Raw genomic sequence first — 25,981 nt, forward strand, 5'->3', positions numbered from 1 at the left:
GCAGCGTCAACGAAAGGATCGTAATCGCTGGTATAGTGCGCAGTATCCAACGCTTCGTAGTAAGCTGATCGCTGCTCTACCTTGATCAGGGCGGCACGGAATCCTGTTTTCATCAGCTCAAGGTCACGATAGAACCGACCTTCTTCCATCTTGGAGCCATCGCTACAGGTAGCTACGTCCTTTAACCCAAGGTCGATGCCGACAGCTCCCTGCCCAGTAGATGGCTTGACCTCTACGTCAACTGCGACGTTGAAGTACCAGCGGCCCAGGCTGTCTTCGTTGAAGGATCCTGAGCGGAATTTGTATTTCGACAGGCCGTAGCTATCCCAGACCTTGAAATGGTTGCCGTTGTGGAATACCTGCCCATTCTTCCACTTGGCCGCGCCGGTATTGACCGGAATCCAGCCAAGTGAGCGTCTCACACCCCGAGACTTACGCCACTGTAGGCGAGTCTTCTTGAATTGCTTGCGACGGACGACGTATTCGGCGGCAACACACTGCAAGGTCTGGCTGTGCAGGCCGAGGTCCTTGCCGGCACCTTTGGTATAGGGGTGCATGTCGTAGGCGGACAGAAACAGACCATTCTCCCGAATGGTTCGGGATGACAGTTCGTTCAAGTAGTTCTTCACGCTACGAGCCATGCGGTTCAGCTCTGATGCGTGTTTGTCCTTCACTCTGACCTTGAGGGTCTTGGTCTGTTTCATGCCTTAGAGTATACTTGGTCTATGGACAACAAACAAGCTATCAGAACAGGTCGCCACTGCGTTTCCCTTATGCACGCTCATTTGGTCTTCGTCACTAAGTACCGCGGCAAGGTGTTTAACGCAACCCAACTCACCACGCTGGAAAGGATATTGCGCGATGTATGCAAAGATTTCGAGGCAGATCTAGAAGAGTTCAATGGCGAGGAAGACCACGTACATCTGCTGGTCAACTTCCCACCCAAGGTGGCGGTGTCTCGGCTGGTCAACAGTTTGAAAGGTGTATCCAGCCGTCAGATGAAGCTGTACCACCCTGAACTAATCCAGACTGCTTACAGAAAGAACGCCCTTTGGAGCCCTAGCTATTTTGCTGGCAGCGTTGGCGGGGCGCCTATTTCTATCGTGAGGCAATACATTGAACAGCAGAGCAGGCCTACCTAGGGCCGCTTGTGCGGCCCACGCTATTAGAAGTACGGGGTTTTTCGCGCATTTTGATAAGGCAGATTGGTTCATGAATTTCTGGCATGGACATTATTACTGACGCCCTTCTACTATATCGTCTACTCGCGCTTCCTCGATATGCGGAAGGCGTACCAATTCCAGCTTGCCGCTTTGATTGATGTCGATACACTCAGCGGCTTTGCTGCAGGTGTCGAGCTAGAGCCTCAGCATGTCGGTAGGATGGTAGCCCGAGCGTGCGGTCGCCAGCCTCACACGTTCAAAGCTAAGAGCTTCGAGGTCGAGAGAATCGACGTACAGGTTGATCACGCAGATGGATATGATCGCTGGGAATCAGTTTCTCGGTAGACGGTGGTGACAGGTCGAGCATCACTCATGATTTAGCGTGCTATGCGATCAGGAATGCCTGAAAGCAGTTTTTGGAACGGACTTTCGGCATGTCACCGATGCCGAGGTGAGACGGGTGGTCGAAAAGCTGAATGACCGCGAAAACGACTTGGCTATATAGGATGCTGGCACAAGTGTTACTGGGAGAGTGCTCAGAAGCTCTAAATACCCCAGGTGCTGCACTTATTGCTTGAGTCCAAGATTGAAACAAGAAAATACCGGTCTTTTTTCCATCAGATCGGCTTTCACCGGACTATGCAGTAGAACACTGCGCCATTTGCATACGATAGTAGGTACCCTGCCGTGCCATCAGCGCATTGTGATTACCACACTCGGTTACACGTCCCGCTTCGAGCACAACAATCCTGTCTGCTCCCTGCACCGTGGACAGCCGATGGGAAATCACTATGACGGTACGACTCTTCACCAGATAATTCAGCGCGCCCTGCACTAGCGTTTCATTCTCTACATCCAGAGATGCGGTGGGCTCATCCAGTACAAGAATAGGACTATCTTTGAGAATGGCGCGTGCAATACTGATACGCTGGCGCTCTCCGCCCGACAGATTCCCGCCGCGTTCGCCCACAATAGTCTCATAGCCTTGCGGTAAGGCCTGCACAAACTCGTCACAATTAGCCAGGCGAGCCGCTTGCTGTACCTCTTCCCGGGTTGCCGACGGCCTGGCGATATGAATGTTGTGCAGCACCGTATCGTTAAATAAATAGACATCCTGGAAAACGACCGACACAAGCCCGCTTAATTCGGCTGCGCTCATGTGACGGATATCGGCGCCACCAATCCGTATCGCCCCACACTGAGGGTCTGCATAACGTTGCATTAGTTTCATTAATGTCGTTTTGCCGGCCCCCGATGGCCCGACGATAGCCGTCATGGAGCGTTCAGGAATAGATAAGGAGACATCACACAAACCGACCTTATTGCTATTGGCATACTGAAACGACATCTGGCTGAACTCAATTCCATAATCCCGGGGCTGCTGTTGCGGTTCAAACACAACCTGATTAGGCTGCGCTCTCAAGGTATCCAGATCGCCCATCGCTGATTCCAGCATATCAAACATATAGGTGTATAACACCAGACTGGATAATGGTTCGGCAAAGCGAATGACAATAACTAAAAACGCGCCAAGTAATGCCAACGGCAATTGCCCGATCATCACCAGATAAACACCAAGCAGCATCACCGTCAGCATCCCCAGCTCAACCATGCTCGTCATCAATAGATTAGGACTGGAGCCCAGTTGTGTATCCTTTCGCTGCATGGCTTCCAGATCGTCGAATCGGGCCTGCAAGCGATGACGCTGTGCGCTCTCCTGCCCTACTGCCTTCAAAATAGCCAAGCCCTGAATATATTCCACCGCATCTGAATATAATGCCTTATGCGCTTCATCAACGCCGCGCGCCGATTGACCGAAGGCCGGTCTTCTGCGGTGGTAGAAAAACACGATTGCTGGAAAAACGGCCAGCAGCGCTAACGATAACCGCCAGTCGTATGCAAGCAAAACGATAGCGACGATAATCGGCACGAGCAGCGACGTAAAAATCGCGTTGGCCACACCCAGAACATAGGACAGAGTACTATCCACACTGGTCAGTAGCGTATGGATCAACTCTCCTGAGCGCGCGCCCTGAATATCCTGCAACGGCATCTGACGCATCTTGCGCCCAAGCTCGGTACGCAAAAACTGCGTAATCATGATCATCTCGCCACGGAACTCAAAATGATAGGCACGCCATCGCAGCGCCGCTGAAAATGCAAAGCAAAGCGTAAAAATGCTTAACCAGACCAGCGCACTGTTCATATCATGAGTAATACACAGCGCGTCAATCAACGGTAATATGCTAGCCAACGCCAAACCTTGCAGAACCGCTGACAAACCTAATTTAAAGATACTAGACCGCAATGACTGGGCCCGATCACCCGCAGTACGCATCAGGGATTCCCAGGTTTTTCGTATTGGCGCGAACCTGCGATTCTCCATGGCTATTTCGGTTGTGTTCATACTGACGGCTCCTGGCCCGAAGTATCAATAAAGGACTGACGAATTGACCAGCCCTGAGCTCGCGTACGTTGCTCCCACATGCGATAATACAATCCGTTTTGGACGAGCAACTTATCGTGCGTCCCACGTTCACGGAGCAGGCCTTTTTCTAGAACTACGACCTGATCGACATCACGAATCAGCGACAGGCGGTGTGCAACCACTATGACCGTACGTGACCGCATCAATGCAAATAACGCCTGCGTGATAGCAACTTCATTTTCGGGATCGGCATAGGCTGTTGCTTCATCGAGCACGAGAATCGGTCGATCCAACAATACTGCTCGGGCGATTGTAATACGCTGGCGCTGACCCCCAGAAAGAAATACTCCACGCTCTCCGACCGGCGTGTCGTACCCTTTTGGCAACGGCATAATGAAATCGTGAGCTTGGGCAATTCTGGCTGCCTGTTCCACGTCCTTGGCTGACGCATCGGGACTGCCCAATCGGATGTTGTCTGCGATACTACCTGAAAAAAGAAAATTCTCTTGGAATACGAAGCCAACGATTTGCGACAAATCATCAAACGTCATATCCCTGATGTCCACCCCGCCTATCCGTATAGCGCCTTGGTCGGGATCCTGAAAGCGCGGCAGCATCGCGGCCAGCGTGCTCTTTCCGGCACCCGAAGGCCCGACCAGCGCAGTCACTGTGCCCTGCGGCACACTAAAAGATACCTGCTCCAGCGCAGCCTCGCCGGCTTCGTCATAGGCATACGAAACGCCGTCAAACTCGATGCTATAGTCGGCTGGCTTGCTGGCCTTATCAGCAGCAACTTCCCGGATAGTCGGCAAGTTGTTAAATTCATAAATGCGCTCAACCGGCTCTGCAATTTTCTGAAGAGTCGATTGCATAAACAGCAAGGGTAAGATGGTTTCCGCCAGTATGGCACTCACCAGCAGAAAGCCCACCCAGCGCCAAAGTTCCAACGTTCCGTCTCCGTAGAACAAGGCACCGATCCACAGTAGAAAAGTCAAAGTGAACAGCGGATTGAGCAGCACCATCAGCACATTGCCGAAACTGGCCACTTCGCGGTACCACCGCGACACAAACGCGGAGAACCGGTCCAGCGCATTCTGATAGCGACTAAACGTCGAATGCCCCCCATCAAATGTACGCACCACCGGCATTGCTTGGATGAACTCCACAATCGACGCATTCACTTCCTCACGGGCTTCTCCATAAACGTGAGTAGCCTGGCTATTATTGGCCGCGACCCGTCTGAGATAAAGCATCACGGTCACCAGAATCACAATCACCACTAGGGCTAGCCGCCAGTCCAGCCAAACGAGAAAGCCCAATGTGAAAAGCGGCGCAATCATTACGCGTGGAAACATCGGTGTCGTGTCGGCCACGAAAGCGTGTAGATCGCGGATGTCATCAACCAATACTTTGGACATTGCCCCGGTTCCCTGTTTTCGTATCGTCGCATTGGAAAGACGGGCAAAGTGCGCACTCAGTTGTTTGCGTAGGATATTTTCCAGACGAAACGCTGCCAGATGAGATAAGTAGAAAGCGGCCAAGCGCAGACAAAATGAAAGTACCACGCAGGCAACCATCGCAACGATCCAGTATCCCGCATGCGTAACCGCATTCTCTTCAAGATTCAGGATCAGAAATGCCAGAATTAGTGCTGTGCTCAACGAGGCGATTGTAGAGAGAGCCGAACATGCATATACCCAGCGCATACGCGCTCGAATGGGTTGGATCAGCTCCCAGACCCCGGGGCTGTGCGTCCCCTCGGGGGGGGTCGACTGTTGTTTATTCCTATCCGTCGCCTCGTCTTTTTTCATTACCACATCACCATCTCTTGTGTGTTCGCATCATTCAAAATTTCAGACTATAGTTAATACCCACCGAGCGACCTCGACCATATGCAGCCTGGGCCTCAAACTGGTTTGTCCATGACACAAGGGAATAGTATTGCTTGTTGAAAATATTCTTACTCCAAATGGTCAAGGCATGCGGACCTCGCTCCAGCCCGACTGATAGGTCTGCCAGGGTATACCCCCTCGCCTTGTAGGTATTGGCATTATCTCCATAATGGGAACCCATATGATTGACATCAATGCGTGAAGTCACACTTCCTATCGGAAAATGACGGCGGTATGTCGCATTCACGTTAGCCTGGCTTAAGGGCACTTGCATCGGTCGCACGCCCTCCAGTTCGGGATGATCATCCCAGCGGGTAATCACCGGATCGGAACGGCTGTACGATGCGCCCACCTCCAACTCAGGTGTTACCCTGAGATTGACTTCGGCCTCAAAACCGCGATTGCGCTGCTGGTCCACGCTCCAAACGGAATACGGCGACGCCAGAGTATAAACGGGGTTACTCGAGCGGGACTCGTAAAGCGCCACGGAAGTGTATAAACGGTCATCAAACCAGCGTCCTTTAAATCCCAGTTCGGCCGTTACCCCTTCTTCCTTATGATAGGTCGAAAGCTGGTCAATGACATAAATGCCGGTCGGGTAATAGCTTTGCGCTACGCTACCATACACCAGAGACTGATCGTTCAGGTGCCAGGTCGCAACGCCCGAGAGCAACAGCGTCTTGTCAGTCACAGAGAGGCTTTCTCCGTCCTGAAATCCTTTTCCTACACCATATGTTTTATCGATTTGATATCTTGCACCCAGCCTGAGATCAAACTTTTCATTGAGCGACCATGGCATCTGACCGTAAATGCCCACCCCTTGTTGTGTCTGATTTGTTCCATAATCGATATCACCCATCCCCAATATTAATTTGGTGGAATCATAACGATTGTAATAGCCATCCACGCCCGCAATCCATTGCAGGTCAGCATCTGTATTGCTACTGAAACGAAGATTTTGACTAAGCAGGTGATTATCCTGACTCGTAGACATTTCAGATTGCAGTAAGGGGTGATCACCGCCGTCCACATCTAGCAAACCATTATCACGGTAAGACGTCCACCCGGTAGTAGACTGGAATTCAACTCCGTTCAGATCATGACGAATATCAACGCTCGCCCCCCGTACTTGCGAGTAAGTGAAATCATCTGTGTCGTGGCTCAACTCTCCAAAGTCCAGCTCCTCGCCAATCACGCCCACATAGGAATTGTAATGTTGGTAAGGACGCATGGTTTGGGGATTGACAGTAACCAGCAGCGGTCCGCTCTCCCGGTAATTGTAGCCGTACGCATTGGCCACAATCCTGGTTTGATCTGTAGGCGTAAAGATACCTGTCAATGAAAAATTCTTACGATCCCGGTCCGCTGTAGTATTGCCGGTACGCACATTGGTCAGCCAGCCATCGTCCGTATTCATCGAAAATGCGCCGCTCAATGAAAATTCCTCGTTAAACACATGATGATAACGAGCATTTGTATTGACGTAACCGTCCGATCCCAACCCGAAACCCAGGGTGCCCTCGGACTCTTGCGGCTGCCTGGTAAAAATATTGATGGCACCTGACAGACCATTGTGCCCGTTCAAAATTTGTTGCGGCCCCTTCAGCACTTCAATCCGTTCGACATCACCTGAAATGGCCGGATTTTGCAATTCCACCAGACTTTGGGGAATGCCATCGATATTGACCGCAACGCTGCGACCAAAAATTTCCGAGAACTTACCAATACCGCGTATATAGGGATACTTGGGCCCGCCGGTCAATGAGCTGACCAAGGTGACGCCCGGAACGCGCGCATTCAATTCGGATAGCTCCGTCAGATTCATCGCTTCAATATCATCACTACGCAAAACGGCAATCGATCCAGCGGTCTTTGCAATCTCCTGATGAAAACCGAATCCCTGAACAATAATCGGCTCCAGTGCTTCGACCCCTGGCTCAGTTCCGGCAGACGTCGTGCCAACGGGCGTTGCAGTCTGTTGAGGTAAAGACGCTCGCACCGAAGAGGTCAGTAATTCGGCTGATTCCTGCTGCAACTGTGCCGACGCAGAATTGGGCAACACCATCCCTACTCCTGCTCCTAACGCGGTTAAAATCGCCACCCGGATAGGAAGCACCCCTTTGTTTATTTTTGATTCCATCGTTTCATTCCATGCGCTAAATGAAGGTTTAAACCACATTGACCACCACAGTTTCAGGCACGCGATTGTCAATCCTGCGCAGTACCCATGATAAGCGCGCGCACAAAACAATCGCCAGAAAACACTGGCTCAACAGATAGGCGTACCACCATCCTGCCGCGCCCATACGCGGGACCAGGATGTCCGTAAATGCCAGGACATAACCAAAAGGAAGCCACACCAACCAAGAGACGACCAAGTAAATCAGCATGACCGCAACGCCATCGTCCAAACCGCGCAACAAAAATGCGGCAACAGTGGTCGTCGTCAGGATCATCAGGAGCCAGGGAAGCAACTGCGCCAGTTGCCGCGCCAGCGGCAATAACGCCGCGTCGGGGTCATACAGTTGCAGGATAGGTTCCGGGTAGAAGCCGAGAAGCAATGCCGGCATCAACATTAATAACAGGCTGACAATCAAACATTTGGCCGCCATGGCAATTAACCCGCGTGAATCCATACTGCCACTGGACCGCGCGATCAGAATAGATGCGGCCATAGCCATACCGCCGGTTCCCACCAGCGCTATTCCCAAGATATTGAACGCCAAAGAATGTGCCCCGATGCTTTGCACACCCAATGAAGAAATGGAAACGCCCATGATACTCAGAATAAATAAATCGGAAACGAAATTGAATGCAACGGGAAGGCCTGATTTTGTAAAAAACAGCAGCTTGCGAGCAGAGCAGTCTTCTAGCCCCACTGGGGTTTTCCAGATCAAACGTATCTCGTGCTGCCATAGGCTGAACACCAATAGAATCACATTGATTGTTGAATAGTAAGCGACACTCGACAGTGCAAACCCGACGACTCCCATTTGCGGGAACCCAAAATGTCCCAGTACGATGGCGTAGATCACCAGTGTTTTTACCCCAAGCCCAGCCAGCACCGACGCGGTTACTAGCAAGGGGTAACTGAAAGCCTCAGCAAAGTTGCGACCCAGCAGGAAGAGCACATTTCCCAAAATGAACAAGGGTACGAAATAGAGATAAGTCCTGACCCCATCCGCAAGATCAGGTGTCACGCCAGATATGATCATGGCGCTTTCGCTAAACACGACAATGAGCGCGCCGAAAACCAGCGAAATTCCCACAGACACGACGATCGCCTGGCACAGAAACGGCATGATGCTGGCAGTGGCCCCCACTCCTTTCATTCTGCTCACCGCCGGCACGACCGCGTATACTAAACCGCTAACAAATGCCGTAGGCAAAGCCTCGATCAGTGTCCCGACTGAAATAATGCCAAGCATTTGCATACCGCTACGGCTTGCCATCATGGTTTCAACGAAACTATTGGCCATCTGCAACAGCATCGATAACACTATCGGCCCCGCCAAAAGCATCAGAGGCACAAACACTTTTTCCGAATACCGAACACTGCTGCTAAGTGGCGCTTCCTCGCCTAACATCTGTGTTTGACTTGTCATGAGGCTTCAACCCGTAAGACCTAAAGCATTGCGCCCATATCATAAGTAGATTGTATAAAACCTCTACAAACTATAAGACCTGCTTGATGATAATGATAATCTACATGCGAACTATTATCATATAGTATACTATTAAAAGTGTAAATGATATAATTCTTGTTGTTATCGCCCGCCCCGAACAAATTGCGAGCTGCATTTTTTGCTTGCAAAGAATTTCATTTATCCTGACTACGGCATGTCTGTGATCAGTCAATCATGCTATCTTCCGGAGAGTCGTATATGCCTTCAATCGAACCGGCAAAAACTTCCGTAAAGAAAACGTTTATACCATCAGACTTACAAAAAGCATTGCTAAACAGCTCGTTATTGCAGACAGATAACCAGCTCTACGTCGAACAACTCCATTTATCCGTCGACGGAAAATTCGATCTGGATGCATTCGAGCAAACTTGGCAGTGGTTGATCCAAAGGCATTCCGCCCTGCGCTCAGCCTTTGTTTGGGAAAACCAGTCGGATATCTGGCAAGTAGTTCTTAATCAAGCAAACTTGCGCATTGAACGTATACCGTTGGCTCCCGGCACAAAGGCACACGCTGACAAACAACTGCAACAGTTCATCGAAGAAGATGGGCAAAAGGGTTTTAAACTAGACGCAGCGCCACTGGCCCGCGTAACAGTGCTTGAAGAAAATCCGCAACGGCGCCATATTGTCATCACCATGCATCATGCGATCATGGATGGCTGGTCTTTTACCTTGCTGACTGAAGAAATGGCCTTTGGATACTTGGCATATATTGAGGGCAAGGAACCTGAGCTTCCAGTTCCGGCAGGTTTTGAGGTATACATTGACTGGATCCGGCAACAGGACTTCACAAGTGCAAAGCAGTTTTGGACACAGGCCCTGAGTAAGATCGACAGCGGCACAATCTTCCCCCGTTCGCTCGCGGCAGGCAAGCGTCAGGACGAGCGCTACCGTTTCCTCACTGACACTTTCAGTCAGGCAGAAAGTGTGCGCTTGCAATCCTTCTGCAAATCGGCGCATATCACAGGCAATATTCTTGTCAGTGCTGCATGGCTGATCCTTCTACATGTCTATTGCGCTCGTTCAAACGTGACTTTCGGCAGCGCTTACTCCATACGTCCATTAGATCTGCCCGGCAGCCAGAGTATTGTGGGGCCGCTGATCAATACAATCCCGATCAACGCAACCATAAACAGAGACACACCATTACAGGCATTTTTGCTGTCGCTAAGCAGCGACATGGTTGACTACCAGGTGCATTCGGCTTTACCGCTGACAAGCATCCTGGAGCACTTACCAGATCATGTCACCAGCGGCAGCGACAACCCGCTATTTGAATCATTACTTATTTCAGACAGCTTCGTCCACACCAGTGGAAACGACACCTCGGACGAAAGCGTCATGCACGTCACCAATCACGAAACGCCCGAACGGGTCGCCTATCCAGCCGTCGCCAAGTGTGATCTGCAACACATCCGGCTCTCCTATCATGTCGATCGACTGCAGCCTGGCATTGCACAGGACATGGTGCATTACCTGAAGAATCTGCTTCTATATATGGCTGACAAACCAGAAACAACGATTATGCAGGCAATCGACCACCTCAGCAGGCTTCACCCCACACCGGCCGGCCCCACCAACCAGGGTCGGGATACTCTATGTCAGCGAATACATCATAATGCGCTCCATTCACCCAACATAGTTGCTATCCGCGACACGCACAGCGAGATTACCTATGCCGAATTGTCGCAACATATTCGGACCATGGCAAAAAATCTGCGTGCGCAGCCCAGCCATATTATAGGCGTTGCCTTACCGCGCGACGCGAGGGGGTTAAGCAGCATGCTCGCCATCTTGGAATGCGGCGCATGCTATTTACCTCTGGATACGTCCTATCCTCCGGAACGATTGCGTTTTATCATTGAGGATGCGGCCCCTTCAACAATTATCGTCAACGACACTCAAACACTGCATGCTTTGCAGTTGACGTCACCTGTCAGGACAGTTACTTACGACGCGCTACACGCACAATCTGCGGACATCCAGCTACCAAACACTGATCCAGCGCAACAGATTCCCGAAGACGAACCAGCTTACATTATCTATACGTCCGGCTCCACGGGCCAGCCCAAAGGATCAATCAACACCTATCGCAGCGTACATGCCATCATGAATCTTTGTGACCGGCTCATGGATGTCCCTGGGCAGCGAGTATTGCAGTTTGCGCCGCTTAACTTCGATGTATCGCTACTTGAATCCGCCCTGGCTATCGCTGCCGGTAGTACACTAGAGATATTGCCGGACACGATGAAGACATCCGTTGACTTGGTACAACACTTTATCAAAGAGCATGCGATCAGTTGCGCCTGCCTACCCCCGGTTATGGCCGCAACGCTAACCCTCGACGTAGTCCCAACACTGCGCACACTTATGACTGTCGGTGAACCCTGCCCCCCTCTGGTCGCCAGAATGTGGGGGGAAACACGACGTTTTTTCAACCTGTACGGACCGACTGAAGCGGCTATTATCACGCTGTTCAATGCCGTTCATGAAACTGGTCACAACACGGCTATCGGCATGCCTGTAGACAACGTCGACATTGCCCTGCGTGACCATGATGGGCTGGTGGTGCCTCGTGGTGTGTCTGGTGAGCTGTGGCTGCACGGCGCCAGTGTGGGAGGCGGTTACCTGAATCGGCCCGATACAAATGACCGTGCTTACCGATATGGCGGTTATATGACAGGAGACAACTGCTACATCGACACCAACCAATTAGTTCATTTCATCGGACGCTACGACCAGCAGATACAGGTCCGCGGTTACCGCGTCGAGCTGGGCGAAATCGAACACACTCTTTGCCAAGTATTAAAGGCACGAGAAGCCATAGTGCTCACCAGCAATGACCAAGTTTTTGGCATTTCACTACATGCCTTTATCCGTGGACTCACTGCTTCGCAACAAAGCAACACCCAACTACGGTCTATGCTAAAGAAACATCTACCTGAACATATGTTGCCTTCGAGCATTCAGTTTATTACAGAATGGCCCTTGAACCGGAATCTGAAGATTGATCGTGCGACGCTGCAGAAGAAGATCACCAACACGGCTCAAAAAGTTGCCTTCGAACCATGCACAACCGCAACAGAACAGGTATTGGCAAAACTGTATTCAGAGCAGTTCAAAATATCGGTTGCGGATATTGGTCGCCATTTCGACTTTTTCGCCAATCGCGGACAGTCGCTACTTGCCGCTGCAGCGGCGCTCAAGCTTCGAAAAACACTGGCTTGCCCTGAGATTCCGCTCGATATCATTTACCAATTTCCACGTCTCGGAGAATTGGCCTATTATCTGGATGGCGCTCAAAACGATACATTGTCAAAGAAAACTGTTGGACACAATCATGCTTGATTCCCCTCAATCCGTTGTCAATCTATTTCCCCTGGCTAATTACGATCAAACCGCAGAATGCTGCATATATTGCCTTCCTTCTGCGGGTTCCAGCGCATCCATGTATGCAGCGTGGAGCCAGGCAGTGCCTAATTGGCTGACGGTCAAGGCGGTCGAATACCCAGGCCGCGGCACCCGAATAAACGAACCACTCACCCACAGCCCTAATCAGATTGTTGATGATATCACTACCGCCATCGTCGCAGACACCAGGCCGTTCATCCTGTTTGGACATAGCTTAGGCGCAGCTATCGCATGGTGCATCGTTGCTCGCCTGAAAGCACTTGGTCAGCTGGATCGACTTATATTGCTTGTCATAAGCGGACGTCCCCCGCCAGAGCATGTAGAACGGGATAGTAAGCGCCATGAACTTCCTCGCGAGCAATTCATTGATGAAGTCACGAAATACAGTGGTCTGCCAGACGACATTCGGCAAAATACGGAAATCATGGATTTCTTTTTGCCTATCATACGCAACGACTTCCATATGAACGATGTGTTGTCGCAAGAAACTCCTGACCCAATCGATATTCCGCTGCTGGTCTTTAGCGGCGCGGACGACGACGACACCAATATGCCTATGGCGATGCAAAATTGGGAAAAGTACAGCACCCGATGGGCAGGTCACACCCGCTATCCCGGAGGTCACTTCTTCCTGCGCGAAACGGATGTCATGAAGGACATGTTGAGCCGTATTTGCGAACATATAGATCTGCGAGAACGTAGTGAAATAACGGGTAGTGATACCGCAAGCACCATCGCTCAAAAACACTACCACACGGCGAAAGGGCTACGCGTCAGCTACCGTATTGAAGGGCTGGCCCATGGATTCCCGGTGCTAATGCTACACGGTGGAGTAGGTGCCTACCCGTTGTCCAAACCACTAAAGGAAATTGCAGCCAGCTTTAGTATTGCGCTAATTACTATCAATAGGCCCGGTTTCAATGGCTCAGATCTTGATCCTGAGATCAAACGACTGGAGACATTCGCAGATATAGTGCAGCCGCTGCTACTGCAGGAAAAGATAGTTAAATTTGGCGTGATCGGACTGTGTGCAGGCGCGCCTTTTGCCCATGCATTGGCAAATCGGTACCAAGACCGCATTGCAGGAGTCTGGATATTAAGTGGCATTCCCGATATTAATCTTCTCGAACAACATGGCCTGGAGATTGAAGAGCCCTTGAAGCAAAACCGAGATATCTCTCAAAACACACCAGAGGCCGAGTTGGGAACCCTGATCACACAAGGCATTCGTGAATTCCAACAGACCGTAGACCAAACTTCCTTAGACCCTAGTGCACCACCTGCCTGGGATGCCCGATATCATGCAAGCGGGATTCTGCTGGCTGACTATCTGGACATGCTGCAATGGCAGTTGCAGCAAAACTGCCTGCCTATGGCCCGCGAGTGTAAATTAATCTACCAGCCCTGGGGACTTGACCAAACGCAGCTAAATCTACCCATGACCTTCTGGCATGCCAAAGACGATTCCGAAGTTCCATTCTCAAGTGTAAAGGCCATGGTAGACCTGCTGCCCAATGCAACACTCATCGTACAGGAACAGGACTCGCACTATCCTTCCGATCAAACCATGCTGCAACTGTTCGATTCAATTCAGCAGACCACCAATGCTGGTGCTCTGACAAAGGATCCTGCCTGAAAGTAAAAATGAAACAGTGCTTTCGGCGGTACAGCGCCCGCCAGAGCGATTACCGACGATGGCAACCTTCCAGACACGCCTCTACTGGCCCACTCCAGGCTAGCAGGGGCAAGGTCCAACGTACACACCCGACACCCCGATCCTAGCCCGTTTACCCGGACTATCTTTTGCGAAGTGTCTATTTCGTGCAAATCATCGACCAGGCCCTGCCCCGTAAACTTCAAATAGGCTTCCTTGCGAGTCCAATAGCGCAGGAAAACAGTAGCCTTTTCATCTGCTGGCGCGGCTTCCCATATAAGGTATTCCGGACCGGCCAACACCGTATCTGCCAATTCAACATACGTCTCCAATGGCAAACTCTCGACGTCAACGCCTACACTTGACTTGGCAGCGCCAACAGCAATCGCCAAATGCGCACGACTGTGCGAAAGAGAAAATTCAGGCGCCTGGTGATGCACCGAAGGATCTAACATAGGTTTGCCCCTCGCTGACACAACAAACTGCAGCTTACTCGGATCGGGCTCTAGCATTGTCCAGGCTAGAAACATGCGCAATAGGCCATGCGCTATAATGAAGTCACGTCGCAATGTATCGGAACGAAATGCGTGAGCTCGCTGCTTTTCCGATGCACACAGTAAATCGTACCAAGGTGCAACAATACGCTCAGGCATCAAAGATTCGGAAGCATACCCAAGTGGATGCGTCAATACAAAATAAGCATCCATCTCCTTCAAAAATTGCATAAATACATACTAGTCGTCTTGCGGTCCCATAGAGTAAAAATAGGCATCTTGAATATGGCGGCTTTTTTTATTGAATTTATCACAATGACAACCTAATTTTAATGAAGACTTGTTGCAATTTATATTAATAGCCTGGGCTGCTATATTCTAACCTAAATGTCTCACGTGGTATAAATGAAAGTAGCTTAAAGTATTAAGGTTTCAGGGGCTTACACCAAAAAAAACCAGCAACAGCTTCCAAAACGATACCTGAAAACTCAGCCTGGTTACGGCGTATTTCACGGGAAACGGGTAGATGGAGCTCGCTCCAAGATCCGGGAAATTTGCCTCGGGTTCATGCCTTGGCCACGGCCCACCAGGAGAGTGACACGTTCTTCAATACTGAGTTCGACGTAGGACATGGAGCAAGACCATAGCTGAAGAGTCTGGTATTGCACCCAGCTTCTGCGACCAAACTCATTGTTCTGCGAGTCTTCCGCATTTTTATTAAATGCAATCAATTAAGACTTTGATCGCACAAGTGTAGAACTGCCTCGATAAAAAAAACATCCACTCAACGCAGTCAACAGGCTGGCCCCGATGAATGGAAGCGCATCTCCATAGGTCCAAGTGCTTTGCACGCCAACGCTATACAGATAACTGACGACTATCGGACCGATTGCATTTGCCACACTTGCAATAGATACCAGAGCACCCTGTATTTCGCCCTGCTCGGAGGGCAGCACCGCATTTGAATAAATGCTGTTGATCGCCGCATTGCTGACAGACCCAAGCGTATATGGAATGAGCGCCAGATAGAAGAACCACGGATGAACTGACACAGCAATCAATAACATGCCCGTTCCAAACATTGCATATCCGACAAAACATGACTTTCGATTACCCAATTTTTTATAGGCAAAGTCCACGACCACTGTCTGCACCAGAACCATGAGTACACCAATCAAAACCAGAGAGTTAGCAATTTGCTGCTCATTCCAGGAGAAACGGTATTTAGTAAAGAACGCCCACAAGACCAGCGGTGCCTGAAACGCTAGCAATATGCAGAAGTGGGTCAAAAACAGCCAGGACATACCTGGATATTTTCTAAACTTATTGATGGAATTCATTGGGTTGGCTATTTTGAAAGGACGCCGGCTTGCGTCGCTCAGCGGCTCTCGGAATCCAAACAGGATAAAGAAAAAGCAAAATGCACACATGAGTGCCGCCACCAGAAACGGTACCCTGAGTCCGTAGCCAACGGTTACGCTGCTGATCGCCGGCCCCACAATCATACCCAAACCAATGGCGCCATACATATAGGCAAAATTGCGAGTTTTGTTGTGCTTCTCACTGATATCGGCAATACTTGCCATAGAAACGACTAGCGATGAGCCAGTGATGCCGGCAATAACGCGGCCAAGAAACAATACCCAGATACTGTCGGCAATAGCAAAAATCAGGTAGTCAAGGACAAAGATGGCAAAGCAGACCAGTAATACACGACGTCGACCAAATCTGTCTGACAAGGACCCCATGATTGGTGCGAAGAGAAACTGCATAAGTCCGTAAGTTCCTACAAGCCAACCAGCAATTTCGGTGTTGTGTGCAAGGGTGTCACCAGTGATGGATTCAAGCAGGGCCGGAATCAAAGGCGCAATCAATACGACACCAGCCTGATCCATCATCACTGTCAAAAACAGGCAGAGCAAAATGGTTGCCGTGGATTTGCTAGCTTGAGTGTGAGAAGCTTCGTTGCTCATTCATTCTTCCAATTGTTGGCTCAATTTACGTCCACATGCATACCCAATTGCCGGAGCATGGACTGCATTTCGTCGTCACTCATCTGGGCTGGCTGCACTGTGGAACATTCGACCGGAGTCTCAGAAACGCACCTTTGTTTCGCCTCTCTCATCAATTGCACAAGCAGGTCTTTCATCACCGGCGTCTTCAGAATGTCTGTGGGCTTGATTGATATCCCGCTATTTGCCAGCTCACGACTGATCTCAAGTGCTTGCAGCGAATCGCCCCCAAGCGCAAAGAAATTGTCATCTACCGTGATGTCCTGATTCAGGATGATTTTTTTCCATGTTTGCAACATGGTTTCTTTCACGTCTATTCCAGATTCGGTTTGAGGTGGTCGACTGCGGGCCGGGTCGGGAGCCGCTGCGCTGTTTTCGGGTCTGTTCTGCGAATCCTCGTCGGGAGTAATCCAGAAGGCATGGCGATCCAGCGCAGGTACCGGCAGATCAACCACATTGCCCTTTGGTATGACTGAATTCAAATCAAACGTCACGCCTTTTACCCAGGCTGCACCGATAGCTTTCATGACGGAATCATGGGTGATCTGATCGTTCTGATCGGTACAGGAAATCACGCACGCCGAGGGATAGTGCATGCGAACTAGAGTGCCCATTGCGTTTCCAGGACCAACCTCCAGAAATACCGGCTCTTCGCCCTGCTGTTGCGCCTGATGCATTATGTCAGTAATGCCACCTGCAAAATCCACTGTCCCACGCAAATGCTGCACCCAATAGTCTGCATCTAATACGTGTCCTACTGGCAAAACCCTTCCGTTTACGTTCGAGGCCAACGCGACAGTAAGCGGTCCGGGCTCAAAATCGAGCGTTTCACGCCACTCAGGTAGAGTTTTCTGCATCAGATAACTGTGAAAGCCCCGGCTTACCGGCAGTTTTCGACAGCGGATCATATGTGTTTTACAGTAGGACATCGCTGCGTCTATTCCAGATTTTGAACCTGAGATAACTGTTTGCATTGGGCCGTTTACCGCAGCCAGATCTGCATGAATTGCTTCCTCATGCAGTAATACTTCGACCCGCTCGCGCGGCAGGGAAAGTGCCAGCATGGCGCCGGAGCCGGTCGCTTCCATCAGCCGTGCTCGTGCATCGAGAACGCGGGCAGCCTCCGCTTTCGGCAAGGCATTGGCAGCGTATGCACCAATCAATTCGCCAAGACTGTGACCTGCCACAACCTGTTCGTGTAGACCCGCTTCCTGAAACACCCTACGCAAACCCAGGCACAGTACGAACAGGGCAGGCTGACTCCAACGCGTCATTTGAGCATATTCGTCCGCCTGCACACGATCACCTTCTTGCGGAAACAGCCAGCGACGCAAATCCGTGCCGAGAAAAGGCGAGAACTCAGCGCTAAGACGGTCTACTTCATCGCGGAACCCCTGGTGCCGATGGTACAGGTCCTTAGCAACGTTGCTCCATGGACTGCCTTGTCCGGGAAATAGCATAACTAACCGAACCGGTTTATCAGAACACTGGCCACGAACAAGGTTTGTGCCAGCTTGTGGAGAGAGCAGATCGTTCCCGGCCAAGGCAGCACGACACTTCAATCGTGTCCGGCCGTGAGCGAGTGTGTAAGCTACGTCCCCACGGTCTATCGAAGGATCCTGCGCGACCTTTTGCTGGGTTGTCTCAATGTATCGATCCAGTGCTGTATTCGAACGGGCTGACCACAAATAAAGAAGCGCGTCCTGACGGGATGGCCGAGAAGTCCGGCGAGGTGGCGTCGCAAGAACTACATGTGCATTAGTACCACCGAAGCCGAACGAACTGACGCCGGCATGTAACGGCCTGTGCCGGGGAAGCGCCGCGCCCGTATTACAAATGAAAAATGGCGTACGCTCCAGTTCCAGCGCCGGATTCGGCTGTGTGAAATTGAGCGTCCCGGGTAGCCAGCAATCATGCAAAGCCAGTGTGGCCTTGATGAGGCCTGTAACGCCACTGGCCACATCCAGGTGGCCTACATTGGATTTGACTGAACCCAGTGCACAATATTGTCGCTGTGAGGTTCCATACGCCAGCGTCAGGGCCTGTACTTCAATCGGATCGCCCAGAGCAGTTGCAGTTCCATGCCCTTCAACGAATGCCACGTCTTCGGCGCGTACATCGGCGTTATGCAAGGCATCACGTATGACTTGAGCCTGGCCGCTCACACTGGGTGCAGCAAACCCGGCACAATCGGCGCCATTGTTATTCACTGCACTGCCCTTGATCACCGCATAAATCTTACTGCCATTGGCCAGTGCATCTTCCAGTCGGCACAGAGCAACAGCTCCCACGCCATCACCAAATATCGTGCCATCGGCATCCGCATCGTAGGGTCGACACCTGCCGTCTGAGGACCTGACTCCACCCGGCGTGTACAGATACCCAACCTCTCCCAGCCCGGTAATGGTTGCACCACCTGCCAGCGCCAGATCGAGTTCGCCATTCAGTAGAGCCTGGCATGCCTGATGAACCGCAACAAGAGATGTCGAGCACCCCGACTGTATGGTCATTGAGATGCCGCGCAAATTCAGCTTGTAGGCAACCCTGGTCGCAATGAAATCCTTATCGGTTCCCATCAGGATCTGCATAATGTCCCGGTTGGCAAACTGGGTGGAACCCATGATATTATGCAACAGGTAAATACTCACACTGGTTCCGGCAAACACGCCAGTACGAATATCCTGGCTTTCCGGATCAGGCAGACCACAGTGATTTAAGACTTCGTGGCACACCTCCAGAAATACCCTTTGCTGCGGATCCGTGATCATGGCTTCGGCATGATTCATGCGGAAATAATCGGCGTCAAACAATTCTGGCTGCGGCAACACTGCACAACGAAAGATGTAGTTCGGGTCGTCAAGATGCTTCTCGTGCGTCGTCCCACGCAGGGCATCCGGTGCAATACCCTTGATGCAGGACTCAGAATTTCTGAGGCGATTCCATAGGCCTCGCACGTCCAGACCGCCCGGAAAGCGACCAGACAACCCGATAATGGCGATATCATTGCTGTGCATGCCCGTGTTCCTTCTCGTCTATCTGTGTTGCGATGGCAACCTGGTCATTCAGCAGGAAATCGATGTCCGCAGCAGTACTCAGGGGATTGAGCAGCACAGCTCGCAACAGCGTCAAAGACTGACCTTGGTACTGTGGTACAGGCCGGAAAGTTCTTGACACGAAACTGTCCCCTTTCTGACGTTGCAACTTTTGCAACGAGACATTGAAGGCGCTAATCTCCTCATTGTCTTCTGCGGAGAGCGTACAATTGCGGTACTCTTCAGGCAGGTAGCGGTAAGCCAGTAGATTCATTGTTGGCGCCACAATTAATTCAAACTCAGGGCGCGACTCGATGGCCTGCGCCATGTAGCGCGCACGGGCCATCGAGTCACTGAATAACACGTCATAACCGGTTTTACCGATCACATGCATGGCTGCATGCAAGTACAGCGCCGTTGCGGGGCGCGTGCCTTCCAGCGTAAACCTGCCCTGGTCAAAAGAGGTTGGCCGCACCGCATAGGGCGCGTGATGCATGGTGATTTCGGATAATTCAGGGTCGCGAAAAAAAAGAATGCCGCAACCGATGGGCAGCATCAACTGCTTATGCCCATCAATTGTTACCGTGTCCGCAAATTCAATGCCTTCAAGCAGATAACGGTTACTTTCACTCAACACTAGCCCCCCGCCCCAGGCCGCATCCACATGGAAGTGCACATTTGCCCGCTTGGCTAATTCACTCAGCTTACGCAACGGATCAACACTTCCATAGTCCGTCGATCCAGCGACAGCCACCAGACATATGACGCGGCGCCCTTCTGATTCACAGCTGGAAATGGCTTGTGCAACCGCGCCTAGATTGATCTGGTACTGGTTATCAACTGGGACTTTGTACAATTCGGCACCTAGAAGTTCAGCGGCCTTGTCAAACGAATAATGCATCAATTCGGAACCAATGATAACTGGCCGGATCTTTGCTGCCGACCGGTCTGATTCTACAATCGGCGTATTCATTTGAGCGCGCTGCAACGCCGTCCATACCGCGCATATATTAGCCAGTGTGCCGCCGCTGGTGAAAATGCCCAGCGTAGAGGAGAGTGTCTGTAAGTAACGTTGATAGAAAACATCGCTTCCACGGTAGATTTCGCGGTGAAACATGCCGATAACCTGTCGCTCCAGAAACGTGAGCCCGCGACTTGTCTCCATCTTGACCACGTTCTGGTTCAGAGTCTGGATCAATCGTCCGATTTCAGGTAGAAACTGCGGAATGGGTGCGGTCATATGGCCCAGATAACGTGGCGATGCAAGGTGCGAACAGTGCGGCAGAACATCGCGCTCAAGGGAGGTCAGATAGGCTTCAAGAGAAATACCCTCTCTGGGCATATCGAAATGTTTAAATTTGGCACATATGTCGAAAATCGAGTTACCATCTGATGCATCTGATGCATTCAAAAACCGATCACAACTGTCATCTACGCGCATTCTAATTGCCGCATTATCATCAGAACGATACAAGGCGCGAAGGAATTCCGTTGTCCCATCAGTATTGCGATTTTTGTTGGCTTGTGCATTCAAATCGAAAGTCATGTCCATGGTGAATTCCTCTATTCATAAACGATAAGGGGCTCTGGCCTCGACAAAATCATTGTCCTCGCTTTGGCGTCTTTACGCTCGAACGTGCTGTCCGACGCCGGCGCACATCTGATTTTCTGGCAGACAACGTCACGGTTTGCATGTCTGACTCGCCCTGCGCCATATATTGGGTAAGTCGCGTCACTGTGGGGTATTGGAGCAGCACTGCCACATCCAATGTTATTTGCCCTCGTTCCCTCAAATGACGTTGTATTTGCACCAAAGAAATCGACGTCGCACCCAAATCGAAAAAATGGTCATCCGCCTGAACTTTTTCCAAACTAAGTACAGCTTTAAGGGCGTTTTCGATTCTTTCCCTGCATTCGCTAATCGACAGTATCGGAGACTTGTCACCTAACGATGGCGATACCGTCACGCCTGGAAGGGCGGCCAGACCCTCGATACCGATGAAGAAATCGTCGTTCGTTCCCGCAAGACGCCAATGGTGCAACCGTGCCTGTTCAGGTTCAAGCAAATGCAATCCGTGAGAGGCAAGCTGGCCCGCGTCCAGACCGTTGCGTGACATGCCCACACCTCGCCATGCACTCCATCCCAGCCAGCAAACCTGCTCCCCCTCCGCTCGCATCGAATGCGCCATATCAAGCAATGCGCCATTCGCATAGGCATAGGCACCCGAGAGAGGGAAACCGCAAGCGGCAACCACAGACCCGTAAAGCACCCACTGAGCTGGCGCCGATTTCTGGCTCATTTTCAGTGCCTTCCTCAAAACCTCCAGTCCCTCTACCTTGGCGCGCATGGTGCGAATCAACGCATTGTCTTCCAGTTGCGAAGACAGCCCCGTTTCCATAGTTCCCGCCAAATGACAAATAACATCGAATGTCGTACCTTCAGGCAGCGCCTCCTCAAGTCGCTGCGAGGTTTGCCTGACCATGCTCAGGTCATCTCGGATCCAGTGCATTTGCGCTTGAGGCTGCCCGTCGTCCAGCCATGGCGGGGCATCCGAACGGCCCAACAGCCATACCGTGGCGCCGCGCTCAACGTAGTCTTGCGCTAATAGCCACGCTAGCGCGCCACCACCACCGGTAATGAGAACGTTTTGCGGTTGTGTTGCTGTTATCTGGACGGCAGCCGCCTCACCCAGTGTCAGGCACGCCCAGCCTTCGGTAGTCTGTCGAAACCAACCCGCTTGTACTGGCCATTCAGAAGCCGCATCCGCAGCGGATGAACGTTGTATCATTTGCACTTTCCAACCGGGATTCTCCGCGCAGTAGGAGTTCAGCAGTCCGAACAGTCCCCAGTAGTGGCCTTGCGGCTTTTCGGACAACATCACCCTGAGCAGTCGGGTCGGGGTAGGAGAATGCACCCCAGATGTCGCGGCAAATTGACGGGATAGGTCGCGCAGACATCCAGGGAGTTGCTGCATATCAAACGATGCGTCCGCCTCCCAAACCACAATGTCTGCATACTGCATTTCGTCGGGCTGCTTAGGCGGCGTCCATGTCTGCCAGTACGCTTGCCGTAAGGGCACTGCTTGACCGGAATCCTGATAACGCGGCAACGCATTCTGAAGTAATTTTTGTGCCATCTGGACCCGCTGGATTTTCCCACTGGTCGTTTTCTGGAAACCGTGTCGCGCAAGAGCCACGATTTTTTTCGGCACCAGACCAGTCTCGCGCACCAGTATATCTCGAATACGATCATCAATTGCCCGCGTACTGGTTGTACCCTCCACCGGAACATAGCAGATCGCCACCGCTTCCTGGTCGACATCACGCCAGCTTAATGCAGCAACATATGTAGGCATGATGCCTGTTACGCTTTGCACCTTCTCTTCCAGATCGAAGCAAAAGTAATTGATACCATTGACGATGAGCACTTCCTTTTCCCGTCCGGTCAAATACAGACAGCCGTTGGCTATAAAGCCATTGTCCCCCGTATCAAACCAGCCGTCATGGGTGTACGCACTGTCATTGATTTCTCGTGCGTTGTGATAGCCTCGCATGAGCGACAAGCCTTTTAGCTGAAATTTTCCAACCTGGTATTCACGCAGCAACTGACAGTTGTCGTCTATGATCCGAATATCCATACCAGGTATGACCTTGCCCAGAGAGGCAAAACTGCTGGCGCCTACCTGCATACCGTTTCCAGCCAGGGACAGGCTATCAGAACGGACTTCGTGTTCCTGGGGCGTAGCGTAAGTAATACAAGTACAACATTCGGCCATTCCGAAGCTGGCCACCAAGCCCTCTGGCGCAAGACCAAAACGACCCGCGCTCCGGCGAAACGCATCCTGAGTCGCTTGCGTTACCATCTCACCCGCATTCAGCAACTCGCGTACATGTCCAAGATCAACGGATGAGTCAGAATCAACGGCATCCAGCGCTTGGACAGCCAAATGAAATGCGAAATTCGGCGCCCATCCATGCGTCACCTTCAAGTCAGACATGAGCTGCATCCAGCGCAAGGGCTGCTGCAAGATATAGCCGGTGTCGACGTGAACCTGATCACGCCCCAGATAAATGTCGCGCAAATGAAAAGTCAGGATAGGCACGATATGATCGAACGGAAGCCAATTCAACGTGCGCTGATCAGCATCGTAATTCCGTGCCTGGCTAGTCATTTCCATATACGCCAGTACTGCCTCGTGTCTTTCTTCAATACATTTGGAGCGTCCCGTACTTCCAGCTGTCAATTGGAAAAACGCTGTTGTTTCAGGCTGAGGGTCAGCCAGCGTCACAGGAGGCGCTTCGCCCAGTTGCCTGGGATCAACAATCCGAAAGCCTGGACATTCTCTCAGTAAGACACGCCATACCTTGGGGTCGCAAGCCGGGGCGATCACGAGTGGATGCGCCAGCGTTTCCCATGTAGCCTCGAGTTTGTCCAGACACGCTTGAGCATCCATGCCGATCGGCGCAGCTACCGTCACGGGAATGGCCCCTAGCAGAATAGCTCCCCACAGCGTTATCAGATAATGGCGTATGCCCCCTGCCACTAGAATGACAGGATCGCCTTCATTGACCCCAGCACGATTCAGTCGGCCAGCATAGTCGCGTGCAAGCCGATCTAAACGGGCATAAGTGAGCACCTCCGTGCCCTGCTCATCAATAATCGTAATACCGTGATCCGGGTACTTTTCGACTGTTCGTGCCAATGCCTGTGGCAGATTGCGCGGACGCGACTCCGGCAACCTAATCGCCCCACCACGCGTCAACGCATAGGGCGCCAACAGTAGATCGCCAACCGTTTTATGCTCCAGCAATGTGTCGCAATAAATTCTCAAAAACCGCTGCATCGTTGCCAGCATGCGCATGATCGTACTTTCGGCGAAGTACGCGCGGGCATACTCAAAGTGAACAACCAGTTTTTCCCCATCGTGCAGCGTCTGCAGATTCAGGGGGAATTTGGTCTCTCCAACCTGAACGGATTCGACCTCGCATTGGACCCCTGGCAGACTGAACCCTGCATAAGGCACATTCTGATGAATGCACAAAACTTCAATTAGCGGATCGCTGCCGCGCTGCAGATTTTGCAGTGCACCGAAGGGAATATCCTGATGCTGCAGTGCCTGTCGCCGCCGTTCGACCACGCCATCGAAAAACACCTGCAAGGGCATTGTGTCATCCACGGCAGTCCTGACCGGCACGGTGTTCGCCAGAAAGCCAACCATTTTCTCCAGTTCCGGGTGCAGATGGCGTGCAGCCAGTACTGTGCCGATCACCAAATCCTGTCGCTTGGTGAGCTCATGCAAAGCCAGCGAAAAGGCGGCCAGGACGACGTCATAAATTTCGTTCGAACGCTGTCTACATATTTCAGGAAGCACCGTAGCCCATTGCTTGTCCAGTGTCTGAACGAGCGTAGCTGATTCGTAAACCGACACGCCGTCAGGCAAGTCCGGTAAGATAGAAAATTCGAGCCTGCCCGGCAATTGGGCCAGATAGTCATGCCAGAATGAAGCCAGCCGTTGCTGTCGTTCGACGTCACCCAGCCAGCTGCGGCGCCATGCCTCATAATCAACCAATTGGAAAGCCATTTCATCGGGTGCACGACCTTCATATAAAATGGCAAGATCCTGCAATAAAACACCCACACTCCAGCCGTCGGCAATTATATGATGCATACTCAGCACGCAGGCATAGCTGTCCTGCTCTGCCTGTAAAAGTGAGACGCGCAGCAGGGGCCCCTGCTCTAAATCAAATGGCTGTGCCGATAGCCGCGCCGCTTCGATCTCGCTTTCCTCTTGCAGATCGCCACTGATGCGCCGATATTCTGGCATCAGCCAAACATCCGGCTCTATTTTGAGCGCGGGTTCGACCAGGCCAGCTTCGTTACGCTGCTCAACAAAGCGATAGCGTAAGGCTTCATGTCGTTTAACCAGCAGATTCAGTGCGACAGAAAACTGCTGCAGATTCAAGCAACCGTGCATTCGCAGTACGAATGTCATGTTGTAGCTGGCTGCATCGGGGCGGCTTTGTTGGTATGTCCACAACCCCAGCTGGTTCTCGCTTAACGGGAATACAGTGGGGCGCTCTACCAGGGGAAGAATATCCGCCGTATTGCTGATATTTTTTTCTACCTGTGCTGACTGGCTGGCGATAGTTGTTGCATTCATCAGTTCACCCATGCTCACATCCGCCTTGAACTCGATGCGCAAGCGGCT

The 25,981-nt window shown here is 51.6% G+C and carries 13 protein-coding genes and 2 pseudogenes; 4 read left to right on the top strand and 11 right to left on the bottom strand.

Going from position 1 to position 25,981, the window contains the following annotated elements:
* A partial coding sequence (locus ACT3R7_RS18925) for a hypothetical protein (RefSeq protein ID WP_443596254.1) occupies positions 1 to 704 on the bottom strand: 704 nt, incomplete at its 3' end.
* Between the two features lie 21 nt (positions 705 to 725).
* Here ACT3R7_RS18925 and tnpA point away from each other — a divergent pair.
* Positions 726 to 1,142: an IS200/IS605 family transposase gene (gene tnpA, locus ACT3R7_RS18930; protein WP_192536200.1), complete on the top strand. Its 417-nt coding sequence runs from the start codon at positions 726 to 728 to the stop codon at positions 1,140 to 1,142.
* Positions 1,143 to 1,581: 439 nt separating this feature from the next.
* Positions 1,582 to 1,741 (top strand): annotated as a pseudogene (locus ACT3R7_RS18935) (IS30 family transposase); the annotation flags it as partial.
* A gap of 59 nt (positions 1,742 to 1,800) precedes the next feature.
* Here ACT3R7_RS18935 and ACT3R7_RS18940 read toward each other — a convergent pair.
* The 4 genes from ACT3R7_RS18940 to ACT3R7_RS18955 are packed head-to-tail and all read right to left on the bottom strand — an operon-like array spanning position 1,801 to position 9,088.
* On the bottom strand, positions 1,801 to 3,570 hold the full coding sequence (locus ACT3R7_RS18940; RefSeq protein WP_192536199.1) for an ABC transporter ATP-binding protein: 1,770 nt from the start codon (positions 3,568 to 3,570) through the stop codon (positions 1,801 to 1,803).
* Positions 3,567 to 5,402 (bottom strand): ABC transporter ATP-binding protein, encoded by a 1,836-nt coding sequence (locus ACT3R7_RS18945; RefSeq protein ID WP_192536198.1) that lies wholly within the window; start codon positions 5,400 to 5,402, stop codon positions 3,567 to 3,569. The genes ACT3R7_RS18940 and ACT3R7_RS18945 overlap by 4 nt, the downstream gene beginning before the upstream one ends.
* Positions 5,403 to 5,436: 34 nt before the next feature.
* The gene (locus tag ACT3R7_RS18950) at positions 5,437 to 7,623 is read right to left on the bottom strand and encodes a TonB-dependent receptor (protein WP_192536197.1); all 2,187 of its coding nucleotides are present in this window, start codon (positions 7,621 to 7,623) and stop codon (positions 5,437 to 5,439) included.
* Between the two features lie 28 nt (positions 7,624 to 7,651).
* Complete coding sequence (locus tag ACT3R7_RS18955) at positions 7,652 to 9,088, bottom strand: MATE family efflux transporter (protein ID WP_192536196.1); 1,437 nt, start codon at positions 9,086 to 9,088, stop codon at positions 7,652 to 7,654.
* A 279-nt stretch (positions 9,089 to 9,367) separates the two neighbouring features.
* Here ACT3R7_RS18955 and ACT3R7_RS18960 point away from each other — a divergent pair, with 279 nt between their 5' ends.
* Positions 9,368 to 12,517 carry an AMP-binding protein gene (locus ACT3R7_RS18960; RefSeq protein WP_192536195.1) on the top strand — a complete coding sequence of 1,050 codons (3,150 nt, stop codon included), beginning with the start codon at positions 9,368 to 9,370 and terminating at the stop codon, positions 12,515 to 12,517.
* A complete protein-coding gene (locus ACT3R7_RS18965) occupies positions 12,498 to 14,216 on the top strand; it encodes an alpha/beta fold hydrolase (RefSeq protein ID WP_193057363.1) in 1,719 nt (572 codons plus the stop codon). Before ACT3R7_RS18960 ends, ACT3R7_RS18965 begins: the two co-directional genes overlap by 20 nt.
* Here ACT3R7_RS18965 and ACT3R7_RS18970 read toward each other — a convergent pair.
* From ACT3R7_RS18970 to ACT3R7_RS18995, 6 genes and pseudogenes are all read right to left on the bottom strand, one after another.
* The gene (locus ACT3R7_RS18970) at positions 14,171 to 14,689 is read right to left on the bottom strand and encodes a 4'-phosphopantetheinyl transferase family protein (RefSeq protein ID WP_192536193.1); all 519 of its coding nucleotides are present in this window, start codon (positions 14,687 to 14,689) and stop codon (positions 14,171 to 14,173) included. The two genes, ACT3R7_RS18965 and ACT3R7_RS18970, sit on opposite strands and share 46 nt — an antisense overlap.
* A 532-nt stretch (positions 14,690 to 15,221) precedes the next feature.
* Positions 15,222 to 15,360 (bottom strand): annotated as a pseudogene (locus tag ACT3R7_RS18975) (helix-turn-helix domain-containing protein); the annotation flags it as partial.
* 99 nt (positions 15,361 to 15,459) lie between these two features.
* A complete protein-coding gene (locus ACT3R7_RS18980; RefSeq protein ID WP_192536191.1) occupies positions 15,460 to 16,701 on the bottom strand; it encodes an MFS transporter in 1,242 nt (413 codons plus the stop codon).
* Positions 16,702 to 16,721: 20 nt separating this feature from the next.
* Positions 16,722 to 19,754, bottom strand: a complete 3,033-nt coding sequence (locus ACT3R7_RS18985; protein WP_192536190.1) for a type I polyketide synthase — start codon at positions 19,752 to 19,754, stop codon at positions 16,722 to 16,724.
* Positions 19,741 to 21,324, bottom strand: a complete 1,584-nt coding sequence (locus ACT3R7_RS18990; protein ID WP_192536189.1) for an aminotransferase class V-fold PLP-dependent enzyme — start codon at positions 21,322 to 21,324, stop codon at positions 19,741 to 19,743. Before ACT3R7_RS18990 ends, ACT3R7_RS18985 begins: the two co-directional genes overlap by 14 nt.
* A gap of 49 nt (positions 21,325 to 21,373) precedes the next feature.
* Positions 21,374 to 25,945 (bottom strand): SDR family NAD(P)-dependent oxidoreductase, encoded by a 4,572-nt coding sequence (locus ACT3R7_RS18995; RefSeq protein WP_444660322.1) that lies wholly within the window; start codon positions 25,943 to 25,945, stop codon positions 21,374 to 21,376.
* Positions 25,946 to 25,981 lie beyond the last annotated feature (36 nt).

The organism is Halomonas sp. AOP43-A1-21 (genome assembly GCF_052376775.1).
Classification (GTDB): domain Bacteria; phylum Pseudomonadota; class Gammaproteobacteria; order Pseudomonadales; family Halomonadaceae; genus Vreelandella; species Vreelandella colorata.

Excerpts from the sequence above, each read along its gene's own strand:
- tnpA (WP_192536200.1), top strand. The coding sequence starts at position 726 with ATGGACAACAAACAAGCTATCAGAACAGGTCGCCACTGCGTTTCCCTT.
- ACT3R7_RS18940 (WP_192536199.1), bottom strand. The coding sequence starts at position 3,570 with ATGAACACAACCGAAATAGCCATGGAGAATCGCAGGTTCGCGCCAATA.
- ACT3R7_RS18945 (WP_192536198.1), bottom strand. The coding sequence starts at position 5,402 with ATGAAAAAAGACGAGGCGACGGATAGGAATAAACAACAGTCGACCCCC.
- ACT3R7_RS18950 (WP_192536197.1), bottom strand. The coding sequence starts at position 7,623 with ATGGAATCAAAAATAAACAAAGGGGTGCTTCCTATCCGGGTGGCGATT.
- ACT3R7_RS18955 (WP_192536196.1), bottom strand. The coding sequence starts at position 9,088 with ATGACAAGTCAAACACAGATGTTAGGCGAGGAAGCGCCACTTAGCAGC.
- ACT3R7_RS18960 (WP_192536195.1), top strand. The coding sequence starts at position 9,368 with ATGCCTTCAATCGAACCGGCAAAAACTTCCGTAAAGAAAACGTTTATA.
- ACT3R7_RS18970 (WP_192536193.1), bottom strand. The coding sequence starts at position 14,689 with ATGTTAGATCCTTCGGTGCATCACCAGGCGCCTGAATTTTCTCTTTCG.
- ACT3R7_RS18980 (WP_192536191.1), bottom strand. The coding sequence starts at position 16,701 with ATGAGCAACGAAGCTTCTCACACTCAAGCTAGCAAATCCACGGCAACC.
- ACT3R7_RS18985 (WP_192536190.1), bottom strand. The coding sequence starts at position 19,754 with ATGCACAGCAATGATATCGCCATTATCGGGTTGTCTGGTCGCTTTCCG.
- ACT3R7_RS18990 (WP_192536189.1), bottom strand. The coding sequence starts at position 21,324 with ATGGACATGACTTTCGATTTGAATGCACAAGCCAACAAAAATCGCAAT.
- ACT3R7_RS18995 (WP_444660322.1), bottom strand. The coding sequence starts at position 25,945 with ATGGGTGAACTGATGAATGCAACAACTATCGCCAGCCAGTCAGCACAG.